Source organism: Rhodococcus sp. NPDC059179, assembly GCF_042754885.1.
Taxonomy (GTDB): domain Bacteria; phylum Actinomycetota; class Actinomycetes; order Mycobacteriales; family Mycobacteriaceae; genus Rhodococcus_G.
In genome coordinates, this window is the sequence record NZ_JBHZBV010000002.1 from 609754 (window position 1) to 636166 (window position 26413).

The 26413-nt window shown below is 70.0% G+C and carries 29 protein-coding genes; 7 read left to right on the forward strand and 22 right to left on the reverse strand.

All coding sequences use genetic code 11. The features are described from left to right. Window positions 1-20 precede the first annotated feature (20 nt). The 6 genes from ACFXMV_RS07820 to ACFXMV_RS07845 form a co-directional block, all read right to left on the reverse strand. Window positions 21-1076 (reverse strand): hypothetical protein, encoded by a 1056-nt coding sequence (locus ACFXMV_RS07820; RefSeq protein ID WP_378499347.1) that lies wholly within the window; start codon window positions 1074-1076, stop codon window positions 21-23. Then, the gene (gene hflX / locus ACFXMV_RS07825) at window positions 1069-2586 is read right to left on the reverse strand and encodes a GTPase HflX (protein WP_378502835.1); all 1518 of its coding nucleotides are present in this window, start codon (window positions 2584-2586) and stop codon (window positions 1069-1071) included. Before hflX ends, ACFXMV_RS07820 begins: the two co-directional genes overlap by 8 nt. Before the next feature lie 45 nt (window positions 2587-2631). After that, window positions 2632-3501 carry a diaminopimelate epimerase gene (gene dapF, locus ACFXMV_RS07830; RefSeq protein WP_378501641.1) on the reverse strand — a complete coding sequence of 290 codons (870 nt, stop codon included), beginning with the start codon at window positions 3499-3501 and terminating at the stop codon, window positions 2632-2634. A gap of 134 nt (window positions 3502-3635) precedes the next feature. Continuing rightward, complete coding sequence (locus ACFXMV_RS07835) at window positions 3636-4481, reverse strand: TrmH family RNA methyltransferase (RefSeq protein WP_378501640.1); 846 nt, start codon at window positions 4479-4481, stop codon at window positions 3636-3638. Next, window positions 4478-5404, reverse strand: coding sequence for a tRNA (adenosine(37)-N6)-dimethylallyltransferase MiaA (miaA, locus tag ACFXMV_RS07840; protein WP_378501639.1), 927 nt, complete (start codon window positions 5402-5404; stop codon window positions 4478-4480). The genes ACFXMV_RS07835 and miaA overlap by 4 nt, the downstream gene beginning before the upstream one ends. Beyond that, window positions 5392-6108, reverse strand: a complete 717-nt coding sequence (locus tag ACFXMV_RS07845) for a hypothetical protein (protein WP_378501638.1) — start codon at window positions 6106-6108, stop codon at window positions 5392-5394. The genes miaA and ACFXMV_RS07845 overlap by 13 nt, the downstream gene beginning before the upstream one ends. 159 nt (window positions 6109-6267) lie before the next feature. On the opposite strand from ACFXMV_RS07845, the gene ACFXMV_RS07850 reads away from it, so the two are divergent. Then, entirely contained in the window at window positions 6268-7623 is a 1356-nt protein-coding gene (locus ACFXMV_RS07850; protein WP_378502836.1) for a DUF349 domain-containing protein, read from the forward strand. On the opposite strand, the gene ACFXMV_RS07855 is transcribed toward ACFXMV_RS07850, so the two are convergent. The 4 genes from ACFXMV_RS07855 to ACFXMV_RS07870 are packed head-to-tail and all read right to left on the reverse strand — an operon-like array spanning window position 7620 to window position 11242. Next, on the reverse strand, window positions 7620-8603 hold the full coding sequence (locus tag ACFXMV_RS07855; protein ID WP_378502281.1) for a tellurite resistance/C4-dicarboxylate transporter family protein: 984 nt from the start codon (window positions 8601-8603) through the stop codon (window positions 7620-7622). The two genes, ACFXMV_RS07850 and ACFXMV_RS07855, sit on opposite strands and share 4 nt — an antisense overlap. Window positions 8604-8658: 55 nt before the next feature. Further along, complete coding sequence (locus ACFXMV_RS07860; RefSeq protein WP_378502282.1) at window positions 8659-9234, reverse strand: hypothetical protein; 576 nt, start codon at window positions 9232-9234, stop codon at window positions 8659-8661. Beyond that, window positions 9231-10754, reverse strand: coding sequence for a tRNA (N6-isopentenyl adenosine(37)-C2)-methylthiotransferase MiaB (gene miaB, locus ACFXMV_RS07865; protein WP_378502837.1), 1524 nt, complete (start codon window positions 10752-10754; stop codon window positions 9231-9233). Before miaB ends, ACFXMV_RS07860 begins: the two co-directional genes overlap by 4 nt. Before the next feature lie 56 nt (window positions 10755-10810). Next, window positions 10811-11242, reverse strand: coding sequence for a group III truncated hemoglobin (locus ACFXMV_RS07870; RefSeq protein ID WP_378500870.1), 432 nt, complete (start codon window positions 11240-11242; stop codon window positions 10811-10813). Between the two features lie 208 nt (window positions 11243-11450). On the opposite strand from ACFXMV_RS07870, the gene gluA reads away from it, so the two are divergent. The 4 genes from gluA to ACFXMV_RS07890 all read left to right on the forward strand — a co-directional run bounded on the left by gluA (window position 11451) and on the right by ACFXMV_RS07890 (window position 14709). Next, entirely contained in the window at window positions 11451-12179 is a 729-nt protein-coding gene (gene gluA / locus ACFXMV_RS07875) for a glutamate ABC transporter ATP-binding protein GluA (protein ID WP_378500872.1), read from the forward strand. A 51-nt stretch (window positions 12180-12230) separates the two neighbouring features. Beyond that, window positions 12231-13052 (forward strand): glutamate ABC transporter substrate-binding protein, encoded by an 822-nt coding sequence (locus tag ACFXMV_RS07880; protein ID WP_378500869.1) that lies wholly within the window; start codon window positions 12231-12233, stop codon window positions 13050-13052. 95 nt (window positions 13053-13147) lie between these two features. Continuing rightward, window positions 13148-13828 carry an amino acid ABC transporter permease gene (locus ACFXMV_RS07885; RefSeq protein ID WP_378502838.1) on the forward strand — a complete coding sequence of 227 codons (681 nt, stop codon included), beginning with the start codon at window positions 13148-13150 and terminating at the stop codon, window positions 13826-13828. Beyond that, entirely contained in the window at window positions 13825-14709 is an 885-nt protein-coding gene (locus ACFXMV_RS07890) for an amino acid ABC transporter permease (RefSeq protein WP_378502839.1), read from the forward strand. The genes ACFXMV_RS07885 and ACFXMV_RS07890 overlap by 4 nt, the downstream gene beginning before the upstream one ends. Window positions 14710-14718: 9 nt before the next feature. Here ACFXMV_RS07890 and pip read toward each other — a convergent pair whose 3' ends face one another. The 10 genes from pip to ACFXMV_RS07940 all read right to left on the reverse strand — a co-directional run bounded on the left by pip (window position 14719) and on the right by ACFXMV_RS07940 (window position 22916). Next, complete coding sequence (pip, locus tag ACFXMV_RS07895) at window positions 14719-15696, reverse strand: prolyl aminopeptidase (protein WP_378500866.1); 978 nt, start codon at window positions 15694-15696, stop codon at window positions 14719-14721. 18 nt (window positions 15697-15714) lie between these two features. Beyond that, on the reverse strand, window positions 15715-16383 hold the full coding sequence (locus ACFXMV_RS07900; protein ID WP_378502840.1) for an AIM24 family protein: 669 nt from the start codon (window positions 16381-16383) through the stop codon (window positions 15715-15717). 9 nt (window positions 16384-16392) lie between these two features. After that, the gene (gene recX, locus ACFXMV_RS07905) at window positions 16393-16944 is read right to left on the reverse strand and encodes a recombination regulator RecX (RefSeq protein WP_378502439.1); all 552 of its coding nucleotides are present in this window, start codon (window positions 16942-16944) and stop codon (window positions 16393-16395) included. 8 nt (window positions 16945-16952) lie between these two features. Further along, window positions 16953-17996, reverse strand: a complete 1044-nt coding sequence (gene recA, locus ACFXMV_RS07910; RefSeq protein WP_378502841.1) for a recombinase RecA — start codon at window positions 17994-17996, stop codon at window positions 16953-16955. Window positions 17997-18228: 232 nt separating this feature from the next. Further along, window positions 18229-18423, reverse strand: a complete 195-nt coding sequence (locus ACFXMV_RS07915; RefSeq protein WP_378502842.1) for a DUF3046 domain-containing protein — start codon at window positions 18421-18423, stop codon at window positions 18229-18231. Window positions 18424-18445: 22 nt separating this feature from the next. Next, entirely contained in the window at window positions 18446-19594 is a 1149-nt protein-coding gene (locus ACFXMV_RS07920) for a glycosyltransferase (protein ID WP_378502843.1), read from the reverse strand. A gap of 54 nt (window positions 19595-19648) precedes the next feature. Next, on the reverse strand, window positions 19649-20047 hold the full coding sequence (locus tag ACFXMV_RS07925) for a low affinity iron permease family protein (protein WP_378501074.1): 399 nt from the start codon (window positions 20045-20047) through the stop codon (window positions 19649-19651). Window positions 20048-20105: 58 nt separating this feature from the next. Next, window positions 20106-20660 carry a DinB family protein gene (locus ACFXMV_RS07930; RefSeq protein WP_378501075.1) on the reverse strand — a complete coding sequence of 185 codons (555 nt, stop codon included), beginning with the start codon at window positions 20658-20660 and terminating at the stop codon, window positions 20106-20108. 160 nt (window positions 20661-20820) lie between these two features. After that, a complete protein-coding gene (locus ACFXMV_RS07935) occupies window positions 20821-22329 on the reverse strand; it encodes a glycerol-3-phosphate dehydrogenase/oxidase (protein ID WP_378502844.1) in 1509 nt (502 codons plus the stop codon). Continuing rightward, a complete protein-coding gene (locus tag ACFXMV_RS07940; protein WP_378501077.1) occupies window positions 22326-22916 on the reverse strand; it encodes a TetR/AcrR family transcriptional regulator in 591 nt (196 codons plus the stop codon). Before ACFXMV_RS07940 ends, ACFXMV_RS07935 begins: the two co-directional genes overlap by 4 nt. 86 nt (window positions 22917-23002) lie before the next feature. On the opposite strand from ACFXMV_RS07940, the gene ACFXMV_RS07945 reads away from it, so the two are divergent. Both ACFXMV_RS07945 and ACFXMV_RS07950 read left to right on the forward strand, forming a co-directional pair. Next, window positions 23003-24586, forward strand: a complete 1584-nt coding sequence (locus ACFXMV_RS07945; protein WP_378502868.1) for an FAD-binding oxidoreductase — start codon at window positions 23003-23005, stop codon at window positions 24584-24586. Beyond that, a complete protein-coding gene (locus ACFXMV_RS07950; protein WP_378501286.1) occupies window positions 24583-25467 on the forward strand; it encodes a diacylglycerol kinase in 885 nt (294 codons plus the stop codon). The genes ACFXMV_RS07945 and ACFXMV_RS07950 overlap by 4 nt, the downstream gene beginning before the upstream one ends. An 11-nt stretch (window positions 25468-25478) precedes the next feature. Here ACFXMV_RS07950 and ACFXMV_RS07955 read toward each other — a convergent pair whose 3' ends face one another. Both ACFXMV_RS07955 and ACFXMV_RS07960 read right to left on the reverse strand, forming a co-directional pair. Then, the gene (locus ACFXMV_RS07955; protein WP_378501285.1) at window positions 25479-26186 is read right to left on the reverse strand and encodes a PIG-L deacetylase family protein; all 708 of its coding nucleotides are present in this window, start codon (window positions 26184-26186) and stop codon (window positions 25479-25481) included. Window positions 26187-26230: 44 nt separating this feature from the next. Next, window positions 26231-26404: a hypothetical protein gene (locus ACFXMV_RS07960; RefSeq protein ID WP_378501284.1), complete on the reverse strand. Its 174-nt coding sequence runs from the start codon at window positions 26402-26404 to the stop codon at window positions 26231-26233. Window positions 26405-26413: the final 9 nt, after the last annotated feature.

Genomic DNA, 26413 nt, shown 5'->3' on the forward strand with positions numbered 1-26413 from the left:
GACCCGAACCCGACAACTGGTCAGTTCCGACGACGCCGCGAGCGGATCCGCCACCACAGCACACCGCCGAGGGTGACCACGAGCCCGGCGCCGGCGCCCGCGGCGATCAACGCCCCCTGGTCCACCTGCAGTGCGACCCCCACTCCCCCGGCCGTGGGGGTGACCAGCGCCGTCGCCCCGTACAGGACCCGTATCGGCGGCAGCGGTCCGCCGTTCGCCTCGGACGCACTGAGCAGATCCCCTGCCGGGGTGAAGGCGATGGCCTCGCCCTGCGGCTGGTCCGGCATCGGCACCCGGATCGGTTGGGCACCGGTCAGCGCCGCCACCACGTCGCCGTGCGGCGCCGGGTACAGGTAGATGTCGGTGTAGGTGCGCAGCGCCACCACCGTGCCGTCCTCGCTGACCGCACCGCCGGTGATCATGACCCCGCCCGCGAACGGGACCGGGCCACCCGGCGTCTCGGTGGGCTCGAATCCGATCTGCCCCACCCGCTCGAGCGCGGTGGGTCCAGGGCTCGGCAACTGCTCGGCGCGCAGTGCCCCGGCGGGCCGATAGATGCCGCTCGCGCCGAACAGCTCCTTCGTCACGAGCACCGGGACCCCGTCGCTGCCCAGGAGGATCGCCTCCGCGTCGTGGGCGCCGTCCGGGTAGGTGAGCCGGCGCAGCGTGCCCGCACCGGTGCCGGTGTCCATGTCGGTCAGCGCGACGGTGGTCCGCGCACCGGCGTTGTCGCCGGTGTCCGAGAGCCACAACCGCACGTCGGCCTGCGCGAGGTCCTCCACGTCGAACGGGTCGACGGGCAGCGGCAACGTGCCGGTCACCCGGCATCGATCGTCGAGGACCAGGACCGCATCATCTGTCCCGCTGTCGGCGGCCGCGTAGATCCCGTCATCGGTGACCGCCAGACCGGACAACTCCGCCAATGCGGAATCCGTTGGAGTGCAGAGGTTCTCAAACTCGGCATCGACCACCTCGATCGGACCGGGGGCCGAGCTCGGCTGGGCCGACGCGGGCAGCACGCTGAGGGCGGCCGAACCCAGGACGGTGGCGACCGCCGCTGCCAGGCGCCTACGCACTGTGGCGGTAGTCCCGCAGGACTGAGGCCAGCGCCTCCGGCACCTTCGCGCGGACCAGTGTGCCCTCCGGCTCGTGCGAGGACCCGAGAATTCGCCCATCCGCGTGAATGCGGGCCACCAGGTCGCCACGGGTGTACGGCACCAGCACGGTGACCTCCACCTCCGGCGCCTTCACGATCTCGGCGAGCCGGTCGCGCAGCTCGGCGATCCCCTCACCGGTCCGTGCGGAGACGAATACCGCCCCGGTCAGCAGGCCGCGGAGCTGGGTGAGCGTCACCGGATCCGCGGCGTCGATCTTGTTGACCACCAACAACTCCGCAGGAGCGGAGCCTGCGGAGCGACCCATGTCTCCGTTGCCAGGCCTATCGGTCTCGCGGAGCACCTCGGTGACCACCTCGCGCACCGCCTTGATCTGATCGGTCGGGAGCGGGTCCGACCCGTCCACGACATGCAGCAGCAGGTCGGCGTCGGCAACCTCCTCCAGCGTCGAGCGGAACGCCTCGACCAGCTGGGTCGGCAGGTGCCGGACGAAGCCGACGGTGTCGGTCAGCACGTACTGGCGGCCGTCCTCGAACTCCGCCTTGCGGGTGGTCGGGTCGAGGGTGGCGAAGAGCGCGTTCTGCACCAGCACGCCTGCACCGGTGAGCGAGTTGAGCAGGCTGGACTTGCCCGCGTTGGTGTATCCGATGATCGCCACCGACGGCACCTCGTTGCGCAGCCGCTGGGTGCGCTTGGTGTCGCGGGCGCCCTTCATCTCCTTGATCTCGCGGCGCAGCTTCGCCATCCGCTCGCGGATCCGGCGGCGGTCGGTCTCGATCTTGGTCTCGCCCGGTCCGCGCGTTCCCACGCCGCCGTCCTTGCCTGCGCGGCCGCCTGCCTGCCGCGACATCGACTCACCCCAGCCGCGCAGCCGCGGCAGCATGTACTGCATCTGCGCGAGCGCAACCTGCGCCTTGCCCTCGCTGGAGGTGGCGTGCTGGGCGAAGATGTCGAGGATCAGCGCGGTCCGGTCGATGACCTTGACCTTCACCACCTTCTCCAGCGCGGTGAGCTGCGCGGGGGTCAGCTCGCCGTCGGCGATGACGGTGTCGGCGCCGGTGGCGAGCACCACCTCACGCAGTTCGTTGGCCTTGCCGGAGCCGATGTAGGTGGCGGCGTCGGGCTTGTCGCGGCGCTGCACCAACCCCTCGAGGACCTCCGACCCCGCGGTCTCGGCGAGCGCGGCCAGTTCGGCCATGCTGGCCTCGGCCTGGGCGGCGGTGCCGTGGGTCCAGACGCCGACCAGCACCACCCGCTCGAGGCGCAGCTGGCGGTACTCGACCTCGGTGACGTCGGTGAGTTCGGTGGACAGCCCGGCGACCCGCCGCAGCGCAGCGCGCTCGTCCAACTGCATCTCGCCGACCGACGGGTCGTGACCCGCCCGGTCGGTGTCGTGATCGGTGGTGTCGTGGTCGTCGGCGTCGAGGTGATCGAGGCTCGGTGTCTTCGTGATACGCGGTGTTTTCGTCATACAGGACCCATGGTCCCACGACCGACCCCCGTGGTGCACGCGCAATTACGCGAGCGCGTTCCACCAGTCGTCGTCGATGCGCCCGGAACCGACCAGAACCGACGGCCCCCGCAGCTCGGCGGCGCCGTCGCGCACGGCGACCAGCACCTCGCCGCCCGGCACCCGCACCCGGACCTCGCCCTCCGCGCGTCCGTCGGCCCGCAGCGCCGCCGCGGCGGCCGCGACCGTACCGGTTCCGCATGACCTCGTCTCGCCGACCCCGCGCTCGTAGACGCGCATGTCGACGACGCCGTCGACCAACGGGGTGAGGATCTCGACGTTCACCCCGTGCGGGAAGAAGGCCGTGTCGAACGCGGGCGGCGACGTCAGGTCGAGCGCCGCCAGCTTGTCCGCGGTGAGCGAGTCGTCGACACAGGCCAGGTGCGGATTGCCCACGTCGATGCCGAGCCCGGTGAACGTCTGACCGCCGACGGTGGCGGTGGAGGTCCCGAGATCGGTGACCGTCCCCATGCCGACGGTCACGTCGGCGGTCCATCCGTCGCAGCCGTGCACGACCACGGGACGGGCACCCGCGCGGCTGCCGACGACGAACTCGGTTGCGCCCTCGAGGCCGGTGGCCCGGAGGTAGTGCGCGAACACCCGGACCCCGTTGCCGCACATCTCGGCGATCGAACCGTCGCCGTTGCGGTAGTCCATGAACCAGTCGTCGTCGCCGACGCCGTCCGGCAGCGCCTCGAGCACGCCCGCGCGGCGCAGCGCGCCCGCCCTGGCCACCCGCAGCACCCCGTCGGCGCCGAGTCCGCGCCGTCGGTCGCACAGCGCGGCCACCCGATCGGCACGCAGATCGAGGCGCACGTCGAGGTCCGGCAGCACCACGAAATCGTTCTCGGTGCCGTGGCCCTTGCTGAATTCCATGCCGATCATGCTACCGAGCGGCGGGTACGGCTCGCCGACACCGGCGAACAGGGCCATCCGCCCGGCGAGCCGGTTGGCGAGGGCCGACGCCGACAGATCGGGGTGCGACTGCCAGTCCGAGTCCCACTCGTCGCTCATCCGCGCTGCCTCGCGATCTCGTAGAGGCAGACCGCGCCCGCGCTGGGCGCGCCGAGGGAGCTGGCCGCGCCGCCGATCGGGATGCTCACGGTGACATCGCAGGCCGCGCGCCAGGACGCGCTCATCCCGCGGGTCTCGTTGCCGATCACCAGGATCGTGCCGCCGGTGAAGTCGTGTTGGAAGATCGCCATGTCGCCGTCCTCGTCGGTGCCGACGATCCGCAGCTCGGTGCCGCCGTCGCGGGCCCTGGCCCGGTACGCCAGCACCTCGTCCGCGTCGGCGACGGTCAGCACCGGCACCGCGAACAGCGATCCGGTCGAGGCGCGCACGCACTGCGGGTCGTACGGGTCGGCGGCGTGGCCGGCGACGATCACCGCGTCCGCCCCGAACGCGTTGGCGGACCGGATGAGGGTGCCCAGGTTCCCAGGCGACGAGGGCCGGTCGACCACCACGAGCAGCGGCGCCGGACCGGCGAGGGCGAGCGATCCGGGCCCGCGGTGCCGCTGCTTGGCGATGGCGATGAGCTCGGGCGAGGCGTCCTTCTCCCCCAGCTCCGCCATCAGTTCACCGCTGACGCCGACCTTCTCGTGCTTCCAGCCGTCGAGGATCTCGCGGGCCCACGCCGAGAGCGGCGGTCCGTCGATCCGGTACAGCAGCGTCTCCAGCGGCCAGTCGTGCTCGATCGCGAGGGTCAGCGGGCGCACCCCCTGGATCAGGAACCGCGCCGCCTTCGTCCGCTTGGCGCGGGTGTTCAGGTACGACTCCCACTGCTGGAAGCGCGCATTGCGCACCGTCACCCTGGCGTCGCGGGCCCCGAACTTGCTGACCGGCTTCTTGCTCACTGGCTCCCCACAATCGTCATAGCTTTCGAAATCACATCGCGGTCGCCGCCGTCGAGCCAGCGCACCCGCTGGTCGCGCCGGAACCAGGAACGCTGCCTGCGGACGTATCGCCTCGTCCCGATCAGCGTCCGTTCCTGGGCCTGGGCCATGTCGTACTCGCCGTCGAGGGCGGCCAGCACCTGGGCGTAGCCGATGGCGCGCGGCGCGGTGACGCCGTCGCGCAGGCCCACCTCGATCAGGCCGAGCACCTCCTCGACGAGCCCGCCGTCGAACATCGACCGGGTGCGCAGGCCGATCCGTTCGTCGAGTTCGGTGGTGTCGCGGTCGACGCCGAGAACAACGGTCCCCCAACGCGGTTCGCCGATGGCGGGCGCGGACGCGGCGAACGGCCGTCCGGTGAGTTCGACGACCTCGAGGGCCCGCACCATCCGCCTGCCGTCGGTCGGCAGGATCGTGGCTGCGGCCTCGGGGTCCGCCTTGACCAGTTCCGCGTGCACTCCCGCGACACCGCGCTCGGCCAGCACCGCCTCCCAGCGCGCCCGCACGGTGGGATCGGTAGCGGGGAACGACCAGTCGTCGAGCAGGGACTGCACGTACATCATCGAACCGCCGACGATGATCGGCACCGCGCCGCGGGCGGCGATTGCCTCCACATCGGCCCTGGCCGAACTCTGATAGTTCGCGACGGTGGCCGTCTCGGTGACATCGAGCACGTCGAGTTGGTGGTGCGGAACGCCGCGGCGCTGATCCGTCGGCAACTTGGCGGTGCCGATGTCCATTCCGCGGTACTGCTGCATCGCGTCGATGTTGACGATCTCGCCGCCGAGCCGCTGGGCGAGGTCGAGTCCGAGGTCCGACTTGCCGGTCGCGGTCGGGCCGACGACGGCGATCGGGGTTGGCGTGCGCGACGTCACGGCAACCACATGCCGACGTGATAGCCGACGCCGTAGGGGGCGCCGCGGTAGTGGGTCCGGCTCTCGCTCGGGGGTCCGCCGAACAGCCCGGCCAGCACCTGCCAGGCCGCGCGCCCCTCGATCCCGATGTCGAGGCAGGCGACCGGGTCGAGTTCGGCCAGGTACTCGGCGTCCCCGGAATCCAGTGCCCGGTCGAGTTCTTCCTGTGCGGCGGGTGCCCGATCATCGAACGCGCCCGGCGCCTTGGCGGTCAGCGTTCGGGCGCCGTCGGCGATCAGGAGGACGCCGTGAGGTTGCGGATCCGCGTCGAGGCGTTCACGCAGCCGTGCCCCGAGCTCGGCGCAGTACACCGGGGAGGTGTCCTCGGCCACGATGATCGCGTCCACGACGGTCTCGGCAGGCACGGCGGCGCGCAGCCAGCCGGCGATCAGCGCGGCCAGCGGCAGGTCCGGGTCGGCGGCCCCGGTCGCTGCATCGGACAACGCGACCCGCACGTCGGCGCCGAATCCGCGGAAGGTGCCGGCCGCCGTCGCCGGGATCTCGCATTCGGTGCGGCCGACCCCGATCGCGGTCCAGTGCGTCGCGAGGCCGCCGAGCCGGGCGGCCACCTCCGTCGAGGCCAGGCGCAGCTCTTCCGTCTCCGCCGCCGCGCTGCCCGCCAACTCGGGTATCAGCAGGGGTGGCGAGGAGACGAGGGCCGCGGCGGTGAACACACTGGGCCACGGTAGTCGACGCCAGAATCCCCGACTTCGGGGTCTGACCTGTTTCAATAGTCGTGGCCGCTTGCACCGGGTTGAATAGAACCCGGATTTGCCTGCGGCCTGAGACGAACATGCACCGGCAGCCGTGACGCGCGGCAGAGATGAGGAGTCATGACCGACAGCAGCGCACCCAAGCCAGGCGCCCCGAAGCCCGGAGCACCCAAGCCCGGCGCACCCAAGCCCGGCGCGGTCAGGCCGTCGGCCACCGGGCCCACCCCCGCAGCAGCGCACGCGCCGACCGTGGCTCCGCCGAGCGACCCCAGCCTCTTCGGCCGGGTCGACGAGGACGGCACCGCCTGGGTCAAGACCCCCGACGGCGAACGTCAGATCGGCTCCTGGCAGGCCGGTGACGCGGCCGAGGGCCTGGCCCACTTCGGTCGCCGCTACGACGACCTGGCCACCGAGGTCGCGCTGCTGGAGGCCCGGCTCGTCTCCGGTGCCGGCGACGCGAAGAAGACCAAGACCGCCGCCGCCGCACTGTCGGAGTCGCTGCCGACCGCCGCCGTGATCGGCGACATCGATGCGCTCGCCCGCAGGCTGGACGTGATCGTCGCGGAATCCGAGCAGGCCGCGGTGGCCGCGAAGGCCGAACGCGAGCACGAGCGCGAAGAGCACACCCACCGCAAGGAGGAGCTCGCCACGGAGGCCGAGCAGATCGGCGCCGAGTCCACCCAGTGGAAGGCCGCGGGCGACCGGCTGCGCGAGATCCTCGACGAGTGGAAGACGATCCGCGGGGTGGACCGCAAGGTCGACGACGCGCTGTGGAAGCGGTATTCGAAGGCCCGCGAGGCGTTCAACCGGCGTCGCGGCGCGCATTTCGCCGAGCTCGACCGGGACCGCGCGTCCGCGAAGGTCGTCAAGGAGGAGCTCGTGGTCCGCGCGGAGGCGCTGTCCGACTCCACCGATTGGGGTCCGACGGCGGGTGCCTTCCGTGACCTGCTGACCGAGTGGAAGGCCGCCGGGCGGGCGCCGCGGGACGCCGACGACGCACTGTGGAAGCGGTTCAAGGGCGCCCAGGACGTGTTCTTCGCCGCCCGCAACGCCGCGGCGTCCGAGCGCGATGCGGAGTTCGACGACAACGCCGTCGCCAAGGAGGCGTTGCTGCGCGAGGCAGGCGACATCGATCCGGACCAGGACCTCGAGGCCGCCCGCGCCGCGTTGCGGGACCTGCAGGACAAGTGGGACGCCATCGGCAAGGTGCCCCGCGAGCGGATGCACGATCTCGAGGGCAAGCTGCGCTCGATCGAGAAGCGGGTGCGCGACGCCGTCGATTCCCAGTGGCGCCGAACCGATCCCGAGGCAATGGCCCGTGCAGCCCAGTTCCGGGAGCGGGTCGCCCAGTTCGAGGACCAGGCCGCGAAGGCGACCGCCGCGGGCAAGACCAAGGACGCCGAGAAGGCCCTCGCACAGGCGCAGCAGTGGCGGGAGTGGGCCGAGGCCGCCGAGGGCGCGGTCAACGGGCTCTAGCCGGAACTGGTGTCCGCGGCTCCCGCGGACACCAGCTGCCTGGCGGAGGCGATCAGCAGGATCAGGCACACCGCCACGGCGGGCCAGATCAGCACGAGCCCGACCGTCCTCAGCCACGGCTGGCCGATCGCGGTGCCGACGGTGATCGTGGCCGCGGCGGTCATCCCCATCGGGAACGCCGTCGACCACCGTCGGATGTCGAATCCGGGGCGGGGCCAGCGCACCTCACAGACCGCCAGCGCCAGGTATCCGGTCAGGTCCAGGACGACGATCACGATCGCGGCGATCCGGATGGCGGTGGTCGGCCAGCCACTCCAGCCCGCCGATTCCGTCGCCGTGATGAGCCTGCCCGCCGCGAGGCCGCTGATGGCGAGCGCGCCGGTACACACCCACTGGTCGCCCGCGCCGGTCTTGAACTGTGCGAACGAGAATCGCGAAAGCACCAGGCCATAGGCGATCAGTCCGAGGACGGACACCGCCACCGCCACCGCGGTCAGGCCCGGCGCGGGCAACTCCACCGCAAGGGTGGCGCCCAGCACGGCCAGTCCCTCGGTCGCCACGCACAGCAGGAAATAAGCCCCGGCGGTCGGTCCGGTCCAGTAGCTGATCACCGCGGGCATCAGCACCACCCACACGATGACCGCGACACCAAGCGCGACCACCGCGATCGTGTCCCCGCCCAGCAGGGCGACCCTGGTGCCGAGCACGGTGGTCGCCGCGACAGCGGTCAGCGCCGCCGGGGTATCTGCCTCGCCGACCCAGCGGGCTCGATCGCCGATCAGCCTGGCAAAAAAGATGCCGACGAGCATCGTCCAGATGACGACGCCGATGACCAGCCAGAATATCGAGAACCACTCGATGCCGGCCAGGTGCAACGCGACCGACACGATCCCGCTGGCCATGGCCGCCGCGCCGGCCGCAGGCGGCACCGCGCCGAGGGCACGGCCCACGTCGATGACCCCGCGTTGGCGACCGAGCATGCACACAGCATGAAGGGCGCGGCTCCCCTGCGTCGAGCAGATCCGACGGCGGGCCTCAGTCCTTCTTGTCGTCCCAGATCGAGCGCTGCTCGGCCTCGGCGGTCCGCTGCCTGCGCTCCTGCTCCGCGGCCAACTGCACGGAGGTACGGCTCCAGACCACCTTCAGCCAGTGGAAGGTCAGCACTATGACCGCGATCCAACCGAGGATCAGGCCGATGCCGGGGCCACCACCCGGATCCGTGGCGGGGAGCGTCTGCCTGGACCAGATGGCCAGCATGCCGAACACCGAGGCCACCGCGCAGCCGGCCGACGCGATCCAGGCCAGCGCCCAGCGCCGGGTGACCAGGGCCAGCACGCTCACCCCGACGCCGAACACCATTGCCAGCCACACGAACACGCGCGACGGCAGCGCGATGGACTCCGCGATCGCGGTGTCGTCCCCGGCGAGCACGTCCCACCCGTTCGCGGATCCGGCGTGCGGCAGCATGAACGAGAGCAGCAGCACCAGCACGGCCACCGCGACGACGACCGCGCGCATGCCGGGGTCGATCTCCCCGGCGACCTTCCGCTCGGCGGCGTCGATGTCCTTGCGGTACTGCTCGATCGGGTCCTCGTGCGCGTCTTTGCTCATGCTCCACATTCCGTCGCGGTGGGCAGCGGCGCGGGCGCGCCGATCTGCGGTAGGCCCAGCCCCACGCCGATGGGCGGCGTCTTGGGGGTGATGCCACGTTCGTGAGAGTCGCCGGCCCTGGTGCGGCGGTGGGTGAGCACCGGGCCGTCGGCGATCAGGTGGTGCGGCGCGGCGCCGGTGATCGTCGCGGTGATCACATCGCCGGGGCGGATGTCGCCGTCGAGCCTGCCCTCCGGGCGGAAGTGCACGAGCCTGCCGTCGCGGGCGCGGCCACTCATCCGCTGCGTCGCCTCGTTCTTGCGGCCCTCGCCCGCCGCGACGAGCAGCTCCACCTCGGCGCCGAGCAGCTTCTGGTTCTCCTCGAGGGTGATCTGTTCCTGCAGCTCGATCAGCCGTTCGTAGCGTTCCTGGACCACCGCCTTCGGCAGCTGACCCTCCATCTCCGCGGCCGGGGTACCGGGCCGCTTGGAGTACTGGAAGGTGAAGGCACTGGTGAAGCGCGCCTTCCGGACGACGTCGAGGGTCTCCTGGAAGTCCTCCTCGGTCTCGCCGGGGAAGCCCACGATGATGTCGGTGGTGATGGCCGCGTGCGGCATGGCAGCGCGGACCTTCTCGATGATGCCGAGGAACTTGGCCTTGCGGTACGAGCGGCGCATGGCCTTGAGCACGCGGTCGGAGCCGGACTGCAGCGGCATGTGCAGCTGTGGGCACACGTTGGGGGTGGCGGCCATCGCCTCGATCACGTCGTCGGTGAACTCGGCGGGGTGCGGGGAGGTGAAGCGGACCCGCTCGAGTCCCTCGATGTGCCCGCAGGCGCTGAGCAGCGCCGCGAAGGCGCCCCGGTCCCGGGGGGCGTCGGGGTCGGCGAAGGAGACGCCGTAGGAGTTCACGTTCTGGCCGAGCAGGGTCACCTCGAGGACACCCTCGTCGACCAGGGCCTGCACCTCGGCGAGGATGTCGCCGGGACGGCGATCCACCTCCTTGCCGCGCAGCGCGGGCACGATGCAGAACGTGCAGGTGTTGTTGCAGCCGACCGAGATGGACACCCAGCCCGCGTACGCGGACTCGCGCTTGGCGGGCAGGGTGGAGGGGAAGGCCTCGAGCGACTCGAGGATCTCCACCTCGGCTCGCTGGTTGTGCCGGGCCCGGTCGAGCAGGGTCGGCAGCGACCCGATGTTGTGGGTGCCGAACACCACATCGACCCAGGGCGCCTTCTTGACCACGGTGTCGCGGTCCTTCTGCGCGAGGCATCCGCCGACGGCGATCTGCATGCCGGGGTGCGACGCCTTGGTCGGGCGGAGCATGCCGAGGGTGCCGTACAGCTTGTTGTCGGCGTTCTCGCGGACTGCGCAGGTGTTGAACACGAGCAGGTCGGGATCGGACCCCGGTGCCGCCTTGGTGTACCCGGCGTCCTCGAGCAGGCCGGACAACCGCTCGGAGTCGTGCACGTTCATCTGGCAGCCGAAGGTGCGTACTTCATAGCTACGGGCCGGGGGGGTCGGTCGGTCGATCGTGTCCACGTCAACAAGGGTACGGCCCCCGCCGTGGCCGCTTGCACGCCCACGTTGCCGGTGACTCAGGTCAGCGGCGCCTGCCCCGCCGCGCCGAGGCGGAGGGCTTCGGCCGCGACACTGGGCAGCCCGGACAACCGTCGATTCATCGACGTCGCGATCCCCGCGCCCTGGACCTTGGCCCGGTCCGCGTGCGGGCCTGCGTACATCTCGTCGACGGTCTGGTGCCAGAGCGTGAGCCAGCGGTCGAAGTGCCGGGCACCGAACGGGTGCTGTGCGCGGACGCGCTGGTGCACCCGCAGCGCGCTGCCCCGGTATGTCCCGGCGCCGAACAGCACCGTCTCCCAGAAGTCGCACATCACCGGCAGGTGGGACTCGAGGCCCTGCTCGCGCACCTCAGTGAACGGCTCCGCGAGCAGATCGTCGACCAGGGCGCGGCCGTAGAACCGGCGCAGCAGGGCCTCGACGTCCGCCCGGCAGGTCAGGTCCCCGGTCATCGCGCTCCCCTTTACTTCCCGTCGCGTTCGGCCAGGCCAACCTACCGGGACACCGAAACAGCGCACACCATCGGCGATCACCTCGATTTCCGAAGGCGCGGCGCGGCGCGCAAAGGATGCGGTGGGCCCGCTCCAACACCTAGGGTCTTGGGCTATGACGAACGCGGGTGAATCGGGGGCAGCCACGTCGGTGGCCGACTCCCCCACCATGATCTCGATGAAGTCGGTGCAGAAGCACTTCGGTGATCTGCACGTGCTTCGCGATATCGACCTCGAGGTTCCGACCGGCCAGGTCGTGATCGTGCTCGGGCCGTCCGGGTCCGGCAAGTCCACGCTGTGCCGCACGATCAACCGGCTCGAACCGATCGACTCCGGAACCATCGCGGTCGACGGCAAGGAGTTGCCCGCCGAGGGTCGGGCCCTCGCGGCGCTGCGGGCGGACGTCGGAATGGTGTTCCAGTCCTTCAACCTGTTCGCGCACAAGACGATTCTCGAGAACGTGATGCTCGGGCCGGTCAAGGTGCGCAAGAAGACCAAGAGCGAAGCCAAGCAGCGGGCGACGGAACTGCTCGAACGTGTCGGCATCGCCGACCAGGCGGACAAGTACCCGGCGCAGCTCTCCGGCGGGCAGCAGCAGCGGGTCGCGATCGCGCGGGCGCTGGCGATGAACCCGAAGGTGATGCTGTTCGACGAGCCGACCTCCGCGCTGGACCCGGAGATGGTCAGCGAGGTTCTCGACGTGATGGTCTCGCTGGCGAAGGAGGGCATGACGATGCTCGTGGTCACCCACGAGATGGGGTTCGCCCGCAAGGCGGGCAACCGTGTCCTGTTCATGGCCGATGGCCTGATCGTCGAGGACACCGATCCGGAGACGTTCTTCACCACACCGAAGACCGACCGCGCCAAGGACTTTCTGGGCAAGATCCTGGGCCACTGAGTCGCTGAGCCACCACGCTTCACCAATGTTCTGACCACAGAGAGGAACACCATGAGGATCAATCGCGCGCTACGCCTCGGCGTCGGCCTGGTCGCCATCGCCGTCGTCGCCACGGCCTGCGGGGGCGACGAGCAGAAGAGCGCCACCCAGAGTGCGGAGTCCGGCGAACTCACCGTCGGCATCAAGTTCGACCAGCCCGGGCTCGGGGTGCGCAACCCGGACGGCACGTTCAGCGGCTTCGACGTCGACGTCGCCACGTATGTGGCCGACAAGCTCGGTGTGCCCGCCTCGGGCATCACGTTCAAGGAGTCGCCGTCGGCCCAGCGCGAGACGCTGATCCAGAACGGCGAGGTCGACTACGTCGTCGCAACCTACTCGATCACCGACGCCCGCAAGGAGAAGGTGGACTTCGCCGGGCCGTACTTCGTCGCCGGCCAGTCCCTGCTGGTCAAGTCCGACAACACCGACATCACCGGTCGCGAGTCGCTTGGCGGTAAGCGGGTGTGCTCGGTGACCGGCTCGACGCCTGCGCAGCGGATCAAGGAGGATCCGCAGGTTCAGCTGCAGGAGTTCGACACGTACTCGGCCTGCGTCGAAGCCCTGCGCAACGGCGCCGTGGACGCGGTGACCACCGACGACATCATTCTGGCGGGTTACGCGGCCCAGTACCCGGGTGAGCTCAAGGTCGTGGGCCAGACGTTCAGCACCGAGCGATACGGCATCGGACTCTCCAAGGGCGACACCGAGACCCGCGGCAAGATCAACGACGCGATCGAGGCGATGATCGAGGACGGCTCCTGGCAGGCCTCGCTGGAGAAGAACGTCGGGGCCGGCTACCAGATCCCGGCACCGCCCACCGTCGACCGCTACTAGCAGGCGCTGCGCGCCAGTGGTGCGGTCACGGGCTGCGGGCAGTCCGTGACCGCGCAACTGCGGCGTATCCGCATCATCACCCCGGGAGAGGCCACGTGGACCTGCTCAGTGAGTATTGGGATCAACTGATCTCCGCGTTCTGGATGACGATCAAGCTGACCGCGCTGTCTGCGGGCGGCGCGCTCGTCATCGGCACCGTGTTGGCCGCGATGCGGGTCTCCCCCATCCCGGTGGCCCGGTGGATCGGCACCGCGTACGTGACCATCTTCCGCAACACCCCGCTCACGCTGATCATCATCTTCTGCTCGTTCGGCCTCTACCAGACGATGGGCGTCCGACTGGCACCGGAAAGCTCACCGACGTCGCTGGTGGACAACAACATTCGACTCGCGGTTCTGGGATTGAGCGTGTACACGGCGGCCTTCGTCTGCGAGTCACTGCGCGCCGGGATCAACACCGTGCATGTCGGTCAGGCGGAGGCGGGACGCTCGCTCGGCCTGACCTTTGCGCAGAACCTCCGCCTGATCGTGCTGCCGCAGGCGTTCCGGTCCGTGATCGCGCCCCTGGGCAGCGTCCTGATCGCGCTGACCAAGAACTCGACGATCGCCTCGGTGATCGGCGTCGCCGAGGCGTCGCTGCTGATGAAGACGATGATCGAGAACGAGGCCGCCATCTTCGTGGTCGGCGGCATCTTCGCGCTCGGGTTCGTGATCCTGACGCTTCCGATGGGCCTGCTGTTCGGGTATCTCGGCAAGCGACTGGAGGTGGCCCGATGAGAGCCGAACCGACCGTCCTCTACGACGTCCCCGGACCCAAGGCGCGCAATCTCTACCGGCTGCTGTCGGTGGCGGTGGCGGTGGCCCTGGGTGTCCTCGGTTACCTCGTCTACCGCGCGCTGGACTCGAAGGGTCAGCTCACCTCCGACAAGTGGAGCCCGTTCACCGAGTCCACGTCCTGGACGACGTACCTGATCCCCGGCATTCGGGGCACCCTGATCGCCGCGGCGATCTCGATCGTGCTCGCGCTGATCCTCGGCGCCGTGCTCGGCATCGCACGGCTGTCCGATCACCGGATCGTCCGGAGCGTCGCCGGATTCTTCGTCGAGCTGTTCCGCGCGATCCCGGTGCTGATCCTGATGATCTTCGCCTACCAGCTGTTCGCCGACTACCAGATCTTCAAGTCGAAATACCTGGCGCTCGCCGCCGTGGTCACCGGACTGACGCTCTACAACGGATCGGTGATCGCCGAGATCGTCCGCGCAGGCATCCGGTCGCTCCCGAAGGGCCAGACCGAGGCCGCGAAGGCGCTCGGCATGCGCAAGAGCATGGTCATGCGGACGATCCTGCTGCCTCAGGCGGTGACGGCGATGTTGCCCGCGATCATCTCCCAGATGGTGGTCGCGTTGAAGGACTCCGCGCTCGGCTACCTGATCGGCTACATCGAGGTGGTCCGCTCGGGGCAGCAGCTCGGCTCGTTCTACGGCAACTACCTGCCGGCGCTGCTGGTGGTCGCCGCCATCATGATCGTGCTGAACTCGGCGCTGACAATGCTCGCCACCCGGATCGAGAAGCGACTGCGAACGGGCAAGCGCGGCAAGGTGACCCCGGTGGGTGGCGCGGCCGCCGCCGCGCCTGGCATCGACATCACCGGCGACTGATCCCCTGGCTCAGGACAGGGCGCCGGTGAGCGCGAATCGATCCGTCGCCGCGACAAGGGCCTCCAGCATGCCGCGATCCCCCGGCGAGTGGCCGGCGTCGTCGATCACGATCAGCTCGCAGGCCGTCCAGTCCGCGGCCAGCTCCCAGGCGATGTCCACAGGGCCGCTGATGTCGAGCCGACCGTGGACCAGGACGGCCGGCACGTGCGCTATCCGTTCGACCCCGCGCAGCAGTGCACCGTCGGACCGCCACGCGGCATGACTCCAGTAATGCGTGACCAGTCGCGCGAAGCACATTCGGAATATCGGGTCGTCGTACCGGGGACTGCGGCGGTACGGCCGGTGCACGGCTACATGCCAGTCCTCCCAGTCACACCAATCCACCGCGGCCTTCTCCCGGACCGCTGGGTCCGGGTGCGAGAGCAACCGCGCGTAGGCCGCGGGAAGCGATCCCTCACGCTCCTCCTCGGGCACGCCGTCACGGAAACGGCGCCACTGCGCGGGAAAGATCCGGCCCATGTCGCGGGTCACCCACTCCACCTCGCGCCGTCCGGTGGTGACCACTGAGGCGAGGACGATCTCGGTGACGCGCTCCGTGTACTGCTGCGAGTACGCCAACCCGAGGGTCGAACCCCAAGACCAGCCGAACACCATCGACTGGTCGATTCCCAGGTGGCGGCGCAGGGCCTCGAGGTCCGCGACCAGGTGGTCGGTCGTGTTTGTGGACAGGTCGACCCCGGGGTCGCTCGCGTGCGGGGTGCTGCGGCCGCACCCGCGTTGGTCGAACAGCACGACGCGATACGCCGCTGGGTCGAAATAGCGACGCATCCCGGGTGTGGCACCGGAGCCCGGGCCGCCGTGCAACGCGACCACCGGCTTGCCGTCGGGGTTGCCGCTGACCTCCCAGTAGAGGCGGTGACCGTCGCCGACCTCGAGCATCCCCTGGTCGAATGGCTCGATCGCGGGGTACAGACCGTTGGTGCTCATCGCGCCTCGGGCCACCGATCAGTGTTGCGGGACAGGATGTCCCTCGGAGGCCTGGACGACGACCAGTCCGCTACCGGTGAGGCACAACTGGTAAGCCTCGCCGGAGCCGCGGCCGATGGCGGCGGCCATCTTCGCCGTCTTGCGGATGGTCGACTGCAGACCGGTCGACCACAGCACCGCGCTCTGCATGTCGACATACGTGGGGGTGTCCACGTTCAGCACGACGGGGGTGCCGTGAATGTTGATCGCGAGCACGCCGCGACCGGTGAACGTGGTGTTGAACAACCCGCCGCTGAGCATCGACGCACCCTCGACTCGATTGATGTCCCAGCTCAGCGAGCTCTCGAACGCGAGCACGTTCGCTCCGTTGACGGTCACCGATTCGTCTTCGAGTTCGAGCAGGAAGATCTCGTCGGCGTCGCGGGCGAGGAAGACGTCGCCGCTGCCGGACACCTTCATCAGCGACATGCCCTCGCCGGTGAGCGCCTTCTTGAACAGCTTGCCGAGTCCGCCGCTGCCCTGGTACGCGAAGTCGACGTCGCCCTGGTACGCGACCATGGATCCCTGGCGGGCAAGGAAGTGTCCACCGGCCCCTGCCAGGTCCACCTTGAGCATTCGGGGGTTCTGTAGGACGAAAGTTCCCGGCTCACCGCTGCGTTCGGCATTCTTCATCAGGTCGCTGCGCATGCCGGAATGCTACAACCCGTCCGTCTCCGCACCCGCCTGCGCGAGTTCGGTTTTCACGATGTCGAAGGCCATTCCCTGCGGAAATCCCCGCCGGGCCAGCATCGAGACCAGCCGACGCACGGCCCGGTCACGTTCGCTGCTACGCCCACCCGGCCCGTCCACCTCGAAGTCCAGCGACATGGTGCGCAGCTTCCGGTGGACCAGTGCGGTGGCGCGGACCCGCTCGTCGTCGCCGTCGATCTGGTCCAGCGCCTGCGCCGCGATCTCCGGTGCGACACCCTTGGTGCGCAACTCCATCGCCAGCGCACGCTTTCCCTTGCCGGAGTAGGTGTGCCGCGAATGCACCCACTGGGCCGCGAAGGACGCATCGTCGACCAGGCCGACCGCGGTGAGCCGGTCGAGCACCCGCCCGGCGACGTCCTCGTCGAAGCCCTTGTCCGCCAGCTTCTTCGCCAGTTCCGCCCGGCTGCGCGCCCGATCCGTCAGGAGGCGCAGGCACACGTCCTTCGCCTGCGCCTCCTTGGCGGCCGGGCTCCGGGCTTCGGCGTCACCGGAACGCATTGCCGGTCCTAGAAGTCGACGGGGGCCGCGGGCGCCTCGTCCGCCGTCACGTCGGCGCCGATGCCCAGCTTCTCCTTGATCTTCTTCTCGATCTCGTCACGGATGTCGGTGTTCTCCAGCAGGAACTTGCGGGCATTCTCCTTACCCTGACCCAGCTGGTCACCCTCATAGGTGAACCAGGAACCCGACTTCCGGATGAAGCCGTGCTCGACGCCCATGTCGATCAGCGAGCCTTCCTTGCTGATTCCGTGGCCGTAGAGGATGTCGAACTCGGCCTGCTTGAACGGCGGCGCCATCTTGTTCTTGACCACCTTGATGCGGGTGCGGTTACCGACCGCATCCGAGCCGTCCTTCAACGTCTCGATTCGCCGGATGTCCATCCGAACCGACGCATAGAACTTCAGCGCCTTACCGCCGGTGGTGGTCTCCGGCGAGCCGAACATGACACCGATCTTCTCGCGCAACTGGTTGATGAAGATGACGGTGGTGCCGGAATTGCTCATCGCTCCCGTGATCTTGCGCAGCGCCTGGCTCATCAGGCGCGCCTGCAGACCGACGTGGCTGTCACCCATCTCGCCCTCGATCTCGGCGCGGGGCACCAGCGCCGCAACCGAGTCGACGACCAGGATGTCGAGCGCGCCGGAGCGGATCAGCATGTCCGCGATCTCCAGCGCCTGCTCGCCGGTGTCCGGCTGGGAGACCAGCAGCGCATCGGTGTCGACGCCGAGCTTCTTGGCATAGTCCGGATCGAGCGCGTGCTCGGCGTCGATGAAGGCCGCGATACCGCCGTTGGCCTGCGCGTTGGCGACCGCATGCAGAGCGACGGTGGTCTTACCGGAGGATTCCGGACCGTAGATCTCGATGACGCGACCGCGCGGCAGACCGCCGATCCCGAGGGCGACGTCCAGCGCGATCGACCCGGTCGGGATCACCGCGATGGGCTGACGAGACTCGTCCCCGAGCCGCATCACCGAACCCTTGCCGAAGTTCTTGTCGATCTGCGCCAGTGCGAGCTCGAGCGCCTTGTCGCGATCGTGTGCCTGTGGTGCCATCTTCGGTTCTCCTTAAGTCAACGACTCGTCCAGCGATCTGGGCTTCATCAGCGATCTGTTTCAGCGATGCCGTCACGTTAGAGCGGGGTACCGACAAGTTCGTCGATCAGCCGACTGTGTCGATCGAACAACGCCGCCGATTCGCGAGATCACCGAACAGAACCCAGCATAGGGGAACACCTGTTCGAGTCAACTAACCGTGGCGGCGTGGCGCGGGATCGATCGATTCCGGTCACCAGCGTGCGCGCGGGACCTCGAACTCGGCGCACAGCGCCCGCCAGACCTCACGGGGGTCGCGACCTGCCTCGATGGCCTCGGCCGCGGTCTTGCCACCCAGGCTGATCAAGACGTGGTCCACCAGCAGCGATTCGCCGTACAGTCGGCCGAACTCGCCGTGGACCATCTCGTTGAACTCGGTCAGACGCACCAGACAACCGTAGCGCGCACCGTCACCGGGCCGCCGCCCTGCACACCGCCACCGGATCGGCCACCTCCGTCAGCCCCGCGGCCGCACGCGCGGCGGCTTCCCCGAACCCAGGCTCGGCGAGGACCCGCAGGACCGCCTCACGCAGGGCGTCCACCCCGAGCGGGCGCACCACCACGGCGCTGCCCTGCCTGGATGCGCGGTTCGCCAGCTCCCACTGGTCCCCGCCGCCCGGCACCGTGACGGCCGGGACCCCGGCAAGCAGGGTCTTGGCCAGCATGCCGTGACCGCCGCCGCACACGACCGCGGCGGACTGCGCGAGCAACGCGTCCTGTCGGCCCAGCCCGGCACGCGCCCAGTCCGGCAGCTCGGTCGGCGGCGCGTCGAGCATCGAGGCGACCACCCGCACGCCCGCGCCGTCGAGCGCCTCCAGCGCGGTCTCCAGCATCCCGTCGGCTCCGGTGAACGCGGTCGACGGCGCGATCATCACCAGCGGCTCGTCGCCAGGGGGCGGCGTCAGCAGTTCCGCCGTCGGCTCCCACAGCAGTGGACCGATCACGTGCGCGTTCTCCGGCCAGTCCGGCCGCGGCACCTCCAGCGCTGGCAGGGTCGCGATCAGCCGCGCGACCGGGCCTGGGTCCGTGGCCGGCAGCCCGACGCCGACCCGGGCGGCGGATCGCTGACGCTCGCCCTGCCGGATCGACCGCCCTGTGGCGGCCCGCATCAGCGCGTCCCTGGCCTGGCCGCGTAGACCCTCCCCCGGCGCGAGCCCGCTGCCGATGGGCGGCAGCCCCTTCGAGGCCGCGTACAGCGGGTGCGGCGACAGCTCCACCCATGGCACGTCGAGACGCTCGGCTGCCATCCCGCCGCCCGCGGTGAGGATGTCGGAGACCACCAGGTCCGGCAGCATGACGCTCAGGTCGGGCAGCACCTCGGTGGAGATGTGCGCCGCCCGTGAGTGGATCCGCTGGCCCGCGTCCATGTCGTCGTCTTCGGGCCGGGGGGCCAGCCCCTTCAGCTTGCGCGCGGTGATGCCGGCCGCCCGCGCCGCCTCCAACCAGCGAACCCCGGTGAAGAGAACCGGATCATCCCCCGCCGCAATGAATTTGAGGCAAAGCGCAATAGCGGGAATGGCATGACCCGGATCCGGTCCGGCGACGACGGCGACTCGCATCCGATCAGCGTGCCACAGCCGCAAGGGCGGCGGTCCATCCGAGAGCGGAGAATCTCAGTGACGCTCCTCCAGGCCGACGGCATCGCGGAGCCGCGCCGCCGCCTCACGCAGGGCGGGGTCATCGGCCGCGGATGAATCCATCAGCGCGGCCACCGCCTCGGCGATGACGTTGAGCTTCTCCTGCGAGGCCTCGTCGGCCCGACGGCTCGAGTTCTCCAGCAGCACCACAAGCAGCAAGGTGAAGACGCTCGCGACCGTATGGATGGCCACCTGCCAGGCCTTGAGATCGGCCCACAGCGGCAGGCTGATCAACCAGAGGGCGACGATCCCGGCACACACGAAGAAGAATGGGGCCTGACTGACCCTCAGTTCCGCCTGCTCGACGAACCGCTCGAACGCTGAGCGCCGATCCCCGAGCCGACGGGTCCGCGACGCATCGCTCCTGCGCTCCATCTTCTCGCCTCCCTAGACGCGCCCGACGCTACTCCGCGGATCGACGGGGTGCGCCGGGTCAGAACTCCATGCCTGCGTCCGCCCCCATCTGCATGGTGGTGTTCCCGCCGTCGAGCGATTCGCGGAGGATGTCGGCGTGACCCGAGTGCTGCGCGGTCTCCCGGAGGATGTGCAGCAGAACCTTTCGGGCCGTCCACCACTGGCGCTCGGGGGCCCACGGCGCGGTCGGCATCGGGATGGGCAGGTCCAGGTCCGGCAGCCCGGCCACCGCCGCCTCGGTGGCGCGGGCGACGGCGGCGTAGTCCTCGAGCAGCGAGGCCAGCGTCGCGTCCTCGCCCACGGTCCACGACTCGGTAGCGGTCGCCATGTCGAACTCGGCGTTCTCGTCGCGCTCGAGCATCGTCTCGACCCAGTCCCGTTCGGTGCCGGCAACGTGCTTGACGAGCGCCATCAGGGTGAGTTCGCTTGCCGTGGACCGGGTCCGCGCCTGCGCGTCGTCGAGTCCGCGGACGGTGATGAGGAAGGTCTGCCGCTGGTCGGCGAGCATCGCCAGGATGTCGGCGCGCTCGCCGGTGACGGTGGACTGTGCGGCGGAGTTCTGAGAGGTGCTCATGTGATTCGGCCTTCCCGTGTTGTTGGTAGGGATGACGCTACGAGCCATTGCGGTCAGAAACGGTCCTAATTCAAGCGACCCGGTCAGAAATCCCCGCGAGTTAGTCATTTTCACACTGTTTCGGTGGATACCACCGCGAAAACGACTAGCTCGCGGACAGTCAGCGGCCGCCCAGTGCGGCTTCGGCTGCCGCCGTTGCCCGTTCGCGATCCGCGGGCACCAGCCCGACACGGGTGCGACGGTCCAGCAGGTCCTCGACGTCGAGGGCGCCCTCGTGGCTGACCGCGAACGCCAGCTCGGCATGCGTGACGTCGATGCCCTCGGCGATCGGGGTCAGCGCACCGGCCGCCGCTACCTGAGCCGACTCACTGCCGTAGCGGGCGACCAGCGAGGCGGGCAGGTCGCCCGCGACCGGTCCGGCGCCGACCACAGGAAGGCGCGTCGTCACGCACGGCCCCGCCGCGAGCCCGCCCGCGCGGACGGCCGCGTCGACCGCATCCTGCGCCATCTTCCGATAGGTGGTGAGCTTGCCGCCGACCACGCTGATGACACCGTTGGACGAGCGGAGCACCGCGTGGTTGCGCGAGAGATCGGCGGTCTTGCCCTCACCGGTGTCCAGCAGCGGACGTAGGCCCGAATAGGTGGCCAGCACGTCCGCCCGGGTCAGCGGCGTCCCAAGCGCCGTGTTCACCGTGTCGAGCAGGAAGTCGATCTCGAAGCCCGCGGCCTGCGGCACGTCGGGGATCTCGCCCTCGATCGCCTCGTCGGTCAGGCCGAGGTAGACCCGACCGAGCTGCGCGGGCAGCGCGAAGACGAAGCGGTTGGTCTCCCCCGGGATCGGCACCGTCAGCGCCGCGGTCGGATTGCCCAGCGCCTGCGCGGGTAGCACCAGGTGGGTTCCCCGGCTCGGCTTGAGCCGGATGTCTGGGTCAACCTGCCCGGCCCACACGCCCGCCGCGTTGACCACGGAGCGCGCCCGGATCGTCAGCTCCTCGCCGGTGATCTCGTCACGCAGCCGCGCCGAGGTGCCGGTCACGTCGTACGCGCCGACCCGGGTCAGGACGGTGGCCCCGTGCTGCGCCGCGGTGCGCGCGATGGCCACCACCAGCCGGGCGTCGTCGATGAGCTGGCCGTCGAACGCGAGCAGTCCGCCGCGCAGGCCGTCACGCCGGACCGCGGGCGCGAGCTCCGCGGCCCGGCCAGCGGACACCCGGCGCGAGCGAGGCAACACCTTCGCCGACGTCCTCGCGGTGGCGCGCAGGACGTCGCCCGCCAGGAATCCCGTTCGCACCAGGGACTTCTCGAAGAATCCGACCGACGGCAACAGCGGCACGAGCTGCGGCATCGCCCGGATCAGGTGCGGGGCCGTGCGGGTCATCAGGATCCCGCGCTCGACGGCGCTCTCCCGCGCGATACCGACGTTTCCCGATGCTAGGTAACGCAGGCCGCCGTGCGCGAGCTTCGAGCTCCATCGGCTCGTCCCGAACGCCAGGTCGTGCTTGTCTACGAGCACCACCTTCAGGCCGCGCGACGCCGCGTCGAGCGCGGTGCCGACACCGGTGATGCCGCCGCCGATCACGAGCACGTCCACCGTGGCGCCGTCGCCGAGCGCGGACAGTTCCCGGCCGCGTCGGTCCGCGTTCAGCGCCGACTGAGATTGCTGGTTCACCGTTGCTCCTCTGTGATGGGTGCTCGTGGAGTGAGGTACGCGTCGACAGCGAGCGCGAGTTCCGCGATCAGCGCCTCCGGGGGCAGGATCTCGGCGACCATCCCCGCGGATTGCACGGCGGACTGCGCCATCAGCAGGATCATGGTGGCGATGCCGACGGGATCGCCCGCACGGATCGAGCCGTCGTGTTGACCGATCCGGACCACCGGGGCGAGTGCCTCGACGATCGCCCGCTGGCTCGCGCCGAGCCGATCGACGATGTAGGTGATGAGCAGTTCGGGGTCCGAGCGCAGGATCTTGACGAACAGCGGGTGGGTCCGCACCGTCTCGGCGGTCTCGGCGACGCCCCGCACCATCAGCTCGCGTGCCACGCCCGAGCCGGACATCTGGGGCAGCGCCTGCCGAATCTCCCTGGTCAGCAGGTCCGCGACCACGGCCTGGGTATCCGGCCAGCGTCGGTACACGGTCGGCCGGCTCACTCCGGCGCGGCGGGCGATCTCCGCGAGGGTGGTTCGCCGCAGACCGAACTCGAGCACGCAGGCGCGGGCCGCGTCGAGAATCAGGTTATCTGCGTTACGGATAGACATCGTGTGTAACACTGTAACGCATGTCCGACACCGCAGCTCCGCAACCGACCACCGGTCCGCAGTTCCCCGACACCGAGGCACCCACCATGGAGTGGGACGCCTGGGGTGTCGCCGAGTTCCGCAAGCAGCTCTCGCCGCAGGTACTCGCCCTGCTCGGCGCGGCGCTCGGCGTCAGCGGCGAACAGTCGCCGCCACCCGAGGAATCCGCTGCGGTGCTGCGTCCGACCAATCTGACCGAGGGCCACCGGTCCGGGCTGGGTGACCTGATCGGCGCCGAACACCTACGCACCGACGACGCAACCAGGCTCCGCCACGCGGGCGGCAAGAGCACGCCGGACCTGTTGCGCCGCAAGGACGCCGAGCCTCAGGATGCACCCGACGCGGTGCTGCGACCCGGTTCCCACGACGAGGTGGTGGCACTGCTGCAGTACTGCGCGGCCGAGGCCATTGCGGCGGTGCCCTTCGGCGGCGGCACCAGCGTGGTCGGCGGAGTCGACCCGGCGCGAGGCGAATTCGCCGAGGTGATCGCCCTCGACCTGCGCCGACTGGACGCCCTGCTGGACCTCGACACCACATCCGGCATCGCGACCCTGCAGGCCGGGGTCACCGGCCCGCAGGCCGAGCAGCTCCTTGGCAGCCACGGCTTCTCGCTCGGACACTTCCCTCAGAGCTTCCAGTTCGCCACCATCGGCGGCTTCGCCGCGACCAGGTCCTCCGGCCAGGCCTCCGCCGGCTACGGCCGCTTCGACGACATGGTCCAGAAGATCCGGGTGGCGACCCCCGCAGGCAGCCTCGACCTCGGCCGGGCGCCCGCGTCCGCCGCCGGACCCGACCTGCGCGAGCTGTTCGTCGGCTCGGAGGGCGCCTTCGGGATCATCACCGAGGTCGCCGTCCGGGTACACCCGATCCCCGAGACCACCGCCTACCAGGCGTGGTCGTTCCCCGATTTCGAGACCGGCGCCGCGGCCCTGCGCACGGTGATCCAAACCGGCGCCACACCGACCGTCATGCGCCTGTCGGACGAGGCCGAGACCGGTCTCAACCTGGCACTGGCAGGCGACATCGGCGGCGAGAGCCCCGCGGCGGCGGGCTGCCTCGCGATCACCACCTTCGAGGGCAGCGCGGCGCACGTGGAGTCGCGGCACGCGGAGGCGAGCGCCCTGCTCGCCGCGGCAGGCGGCACCGACCTGGGGCAGCAGCCCGCCAGGTCCTGGGAGCACGGCCGATTCGACGCGCCGTACATGCGCGATGCGCTGCTCAACGCCGGTGCCATCGTGGAGACCCTGGAGACGGCCACGACGTGGTCGAACCTGTCGAACCTGCGCTCCGCCGTCACCGCCGCGCTCACCGAATCGCTTACCGCCCAGGGCACCCCGGCCATGGTGATGTGCCACATCTCGCACACCTACCCGACCGGTGCCTCGCTCTACTTCACCGTGGTCTGCGCGCAGACCGCCGATCCGCTGACCCAGTGGGCCGCCGCGAAGAAGGCCGCGGGCGACGCGATCGTCTCCGTCGGCGCCACCATCACCCACCACCACGCCGTCGGGCGCGACCACCGCCCGTGGATGACCGACGAGATCGGCGAGCTGGGCGGACGGGTGCTGCAGGCGGTCAAGGATGCCGTTGATCCCACCGGAATCCTCAACCCTGGCAAGCTAATTCCATGAGATCCGTCACGGTTCTGACCAATCCGGCCGCGGGTAACGGCCACGCCCCCGAGGCCGCCGCGGCCGCGATCGCCCGGCTCCGCGAGCTCGGCGTGCAGGTCTCCGAGATCGAGGGCGACTCCCCTGCCGAGGCGCTCGAGCTGGCCCGCAGGGCGGTCGCCGAGGGCACCGACGCGCTGATCGCGGCAGGCGGCGACGGACTGATCAGCATCGCCTGGCAGGCGTTGGCGCAGAGCGGCATCCCGCTCGGCATCATCCCGGGCGGCACCGGCAACGACCACGCCCGACTGTTCCACATCCCGGTGGACGACCCGGCCGCCGCGGCGGACATCATCGCCCGCGGCGACGTCGCCGCGATCGACCTCGCCCGGGTCGGGGAACGCTGGTTCGGCACCGTCCTGTCGAGTGGCTTCGACTCGCTGGTCACCGACCGGGCGAACCGGATGCGCTGGCCGCGCGGGCCGATGCGCTACAACGTCGCGATGCTCGTCGAACTGGCGAGCCTGCGCTCGATCCCCTACCGGATCGTGCTCGACGACCAGACCATCGAACTGGATGCGGCGATGGTCTCGGTCGGCAACGGCACCTCGTACGGCGGCGGGATGCTGATCGCGCCGAACGCCGAGGTCACCGACGGGCTGCTGGACGTCACCGTGGTGACGGCGGGCAGCCGGTTGCGACTGGTGCGCCTGTTCCCGACTGTCTACAAGGGCACCCACATCGAGTTGGACGAGGTGCAGACGTTCCGGTCCCGCCACGTCCGGCTCGAAGCGCCTGGCATCACCGCGTACGCCGACGGCGAGCGGGTCGCCCCGCTGCCGATCGACATCGAGGCGGTTGCCGGGGCCGGCTCCGTCATCGTCGGGGCGCCGATCCGGTAGCGGCCCGGCCGTCAGAACCGGTACAGCTCGAACCCGACGGCACGAGCCGCCTCGAAACCCTCCTTCGGTCCGGTGGCCATCTCGATCTGCGCGCGCGCCTGCTCCGCCGCCGGCACATCGCTGAGCGCCTGGAGGTACCGGCTGTGTTCGGCAAGCGAGGCCACCGCCACCTCGACCGTGTCACCGACATCGACGGCGTGGGTCGTGCCGACCATGGCATTGACCGCGACCCACCGAACGCCGGTCCACGCGGGCTCGGTCAGCTCCGGGAAGATCCATTCGTTGGCGGCGTCGGACACCGCGTCGAGCGCGCTCTGCCCGAGCGCCCGATGGTCGGCGCTGTTGAGGAAGCCCGGCCCCCAGGTCTCGCGATGGTTCATGGTGAGCACGAACTCCGGCCGATGCCGCCGGATCGCCGCCGCCAGGTCGCGCCGCAGGTCAAGCCCCTCCTGCAGCATGCCATCGGGGTGCCGGAGGAACTCGACCTCGCTGACGCCGACGACGGCCGCCGAGCGGCGTTCCTCCTCCTCGCGCAGCGGCCCGCACTCGGCTGGCGGCAGGCCCGCGATGCCCGCCTCACCGCTGGTCGCCAGGACGTACCGGATGTCCTTGCCCTGACGGGTCCAGCGGGCCACCGCGGCGGCGGCCCCGTACTCGATGTCGTCGGGGTGGGCGACGATGACGACGCCCCGCTGCCAGTCCTCGGGAATCGGCTCCATGCGCTCAGCATGCCCGGCCGGGGGCGGCACTGCGCGACGCCACGCTAGAGCCTGGTGACGTCCTTCGCCTCGCTGCCCGACATCGCCTTGAAGAGCAGGTACAGCCCGAACACCACCGCACCGACGACCAGAACCCAGAACAGCCCCTTGACCAGCGCGCCGACCACGGCGAGCGCGATCCAGACCACGGCCACGATTCCTACGATTTTCCAGAACATGCGTCCAGC

What these genes read in the sequence shown, in the direction of transcription:
- ACFXMV_RS07870 (WP_378500870.1), bottom strand. Translation starts at nt 11,242, where the DNA reads ATGACCGGGGACCTGACCTGCCGGGCGGACGTCGAGGCCCTGCTGCGC.
- ACFXMV_RS07955 (WP_378501285.1), bottom strand. Translation starts at nt 26,186, where the DNA reads ATGGAGCCGATTCCCGAGGACTGGCAGCGGGGCGTCGTCATCGTCGCC.
- ACFXMV_RS07960 (WP_378501284.1), bottom strand. Translation starts at nt 26,404, where the DNA reads ATGTTCTGGAAAATCGTAGGAATCGTGGCCGTGGTCTGGATCGCGCTC.
- dapF (WP_378501641.1), bottom strand. Translation starts at nt 3,501, where the DNA reads ATGGAATTCAGCAAGGGCCACGGCACCGAGAACGATTTCGTGGTGCTG.
- ACFXMV_RS07950 (WP_378501286.1), top strand. Translation starts at nt 24,583, where the DNA reads ATGAGATCCGTCACGGTTCTGACCAATCCGGCCGCGGGTAACGGCCAC.
- pip (WP_378500866.1), bottom strand. Translation starts at nt 15,696, where the DNA reads ATGAGCACCAACGGTCTGTACCCCGCGATCGAGCCATTCGACCAGGGG.
- ACFXMV_RS07900 (WP_378502840.1), bottom strand. Translation starts at nt 16,383, where the DNA reads ATGCGCAGCGACCTGATGAAGAATGCCGAACGCAGCGGTGAGCCGGGA.
- gluA (WP_378500872.1), top strand. Translation starts at nt 11,451, where the DNA reads ATGATCTCGATGAAGTCGGTGCAGAAGCACTTCGGTGATCTGCACGTG.
- hflX (WP_378502835.1), bottom strand. Translation starts at nt 2,586, where the DNA reads ATGACGAAAACACCGCGTATCACGAAGACACCGAGCCTCGATCACCTC.
- ACFXMV_RS07940 (WP_378501077.1), bottom strand. Translation starts at nt 22,916, where the DNA reads ATGTCTATCCGTAACGCAGATAACCTGATTCTCGACGCGGCCCGCGCC.
- recA (WP_378502841.1), bottom strand. Translation starts at nt 17,996, where the DNA reads ATGGCACCACAGGCACACGATCGCGACAAGGCGCTCGAGCTCGCACTG.
- ACFXMV_RS07855 (WP_378502281.1), bottom strand. Translation starts at nt 8,603, where the DNA reads ATGCTCGGTCGCCAACGCGGGGTCATCGACGTGGGCCGTGCCCTCGGC.
- ACFXMV_RS07880 (WP_378500869.1), top strand. Translation starts at nt 12,231, where the DNA reads ATGAGGATCAATCGCGCGCTACGCCTCGGCGTCGGCCTGGTCGCCATC.
- ACFXMV_RS07860 (WP_378502282.1), bottom strand. Translation starts at nt 9,234, where the DNA reads ATGAGCAAAGACGCGCACGAGGACCCGATCGAGCAGTACCGCAAGGAC.
- ACFXMV_RS07890 (WP_378502839.1), top strand. Translation starts at nt 13,825, where the DNA reads ATGAGAGCCGAACCGACCGTCCTCTACGACGTCCCCGGACCCAAGGCG.
- ACFXMV_RS07945 (WP_378502868.1), top strand. Translation starts at nt 23,003, where the DNA reads ATGGAGTGGGACGCCTGGGGTGTCGCCGAGTTCCGCAAGCAGCTCTCG.
- ACFXMV_RS07850 (WP_378502836.1), top strand. Translation starts at nt 6,268, where the DNA reads ATGACCGACAGCAGCGCACCCAAGCCAGGCGCCCCGAAGCCCGGAGCA.
- ACFXMV_RS07925 (WP_378501074.1), bottom strand. Translation starts at nt 20,047, where the DNA reads ATGGAGCGCAGGAGCGATGCGTCGCGGACCCGTCGGCTCGGGGATCGG.
- ACFXMV_RS07920 (WP_378502843.1), bottom strand. Translation starts at nt 19,594, where the DNA reads ATGCGAGTCGCCGTCGTCGCCGGACCGGATCCGGGTCATGCCATTCCC.
- recX (WP_378502439.1), bottom strand. Translation starts at nt 16,944, where the DNA reads ATGCGTTCCGGTGACGCCGAAGCCCGGAGCCCGGCCGCCAAGGAGGCG.
- ACFXMV_RS07930 (WP_378501075.1), bottom strand. Translation starts at nt 20,660, where the DNA reads ATGAGCACCTCTCAGAACTCCGCCGCACAGTCCACCGTCACCGGCGAG.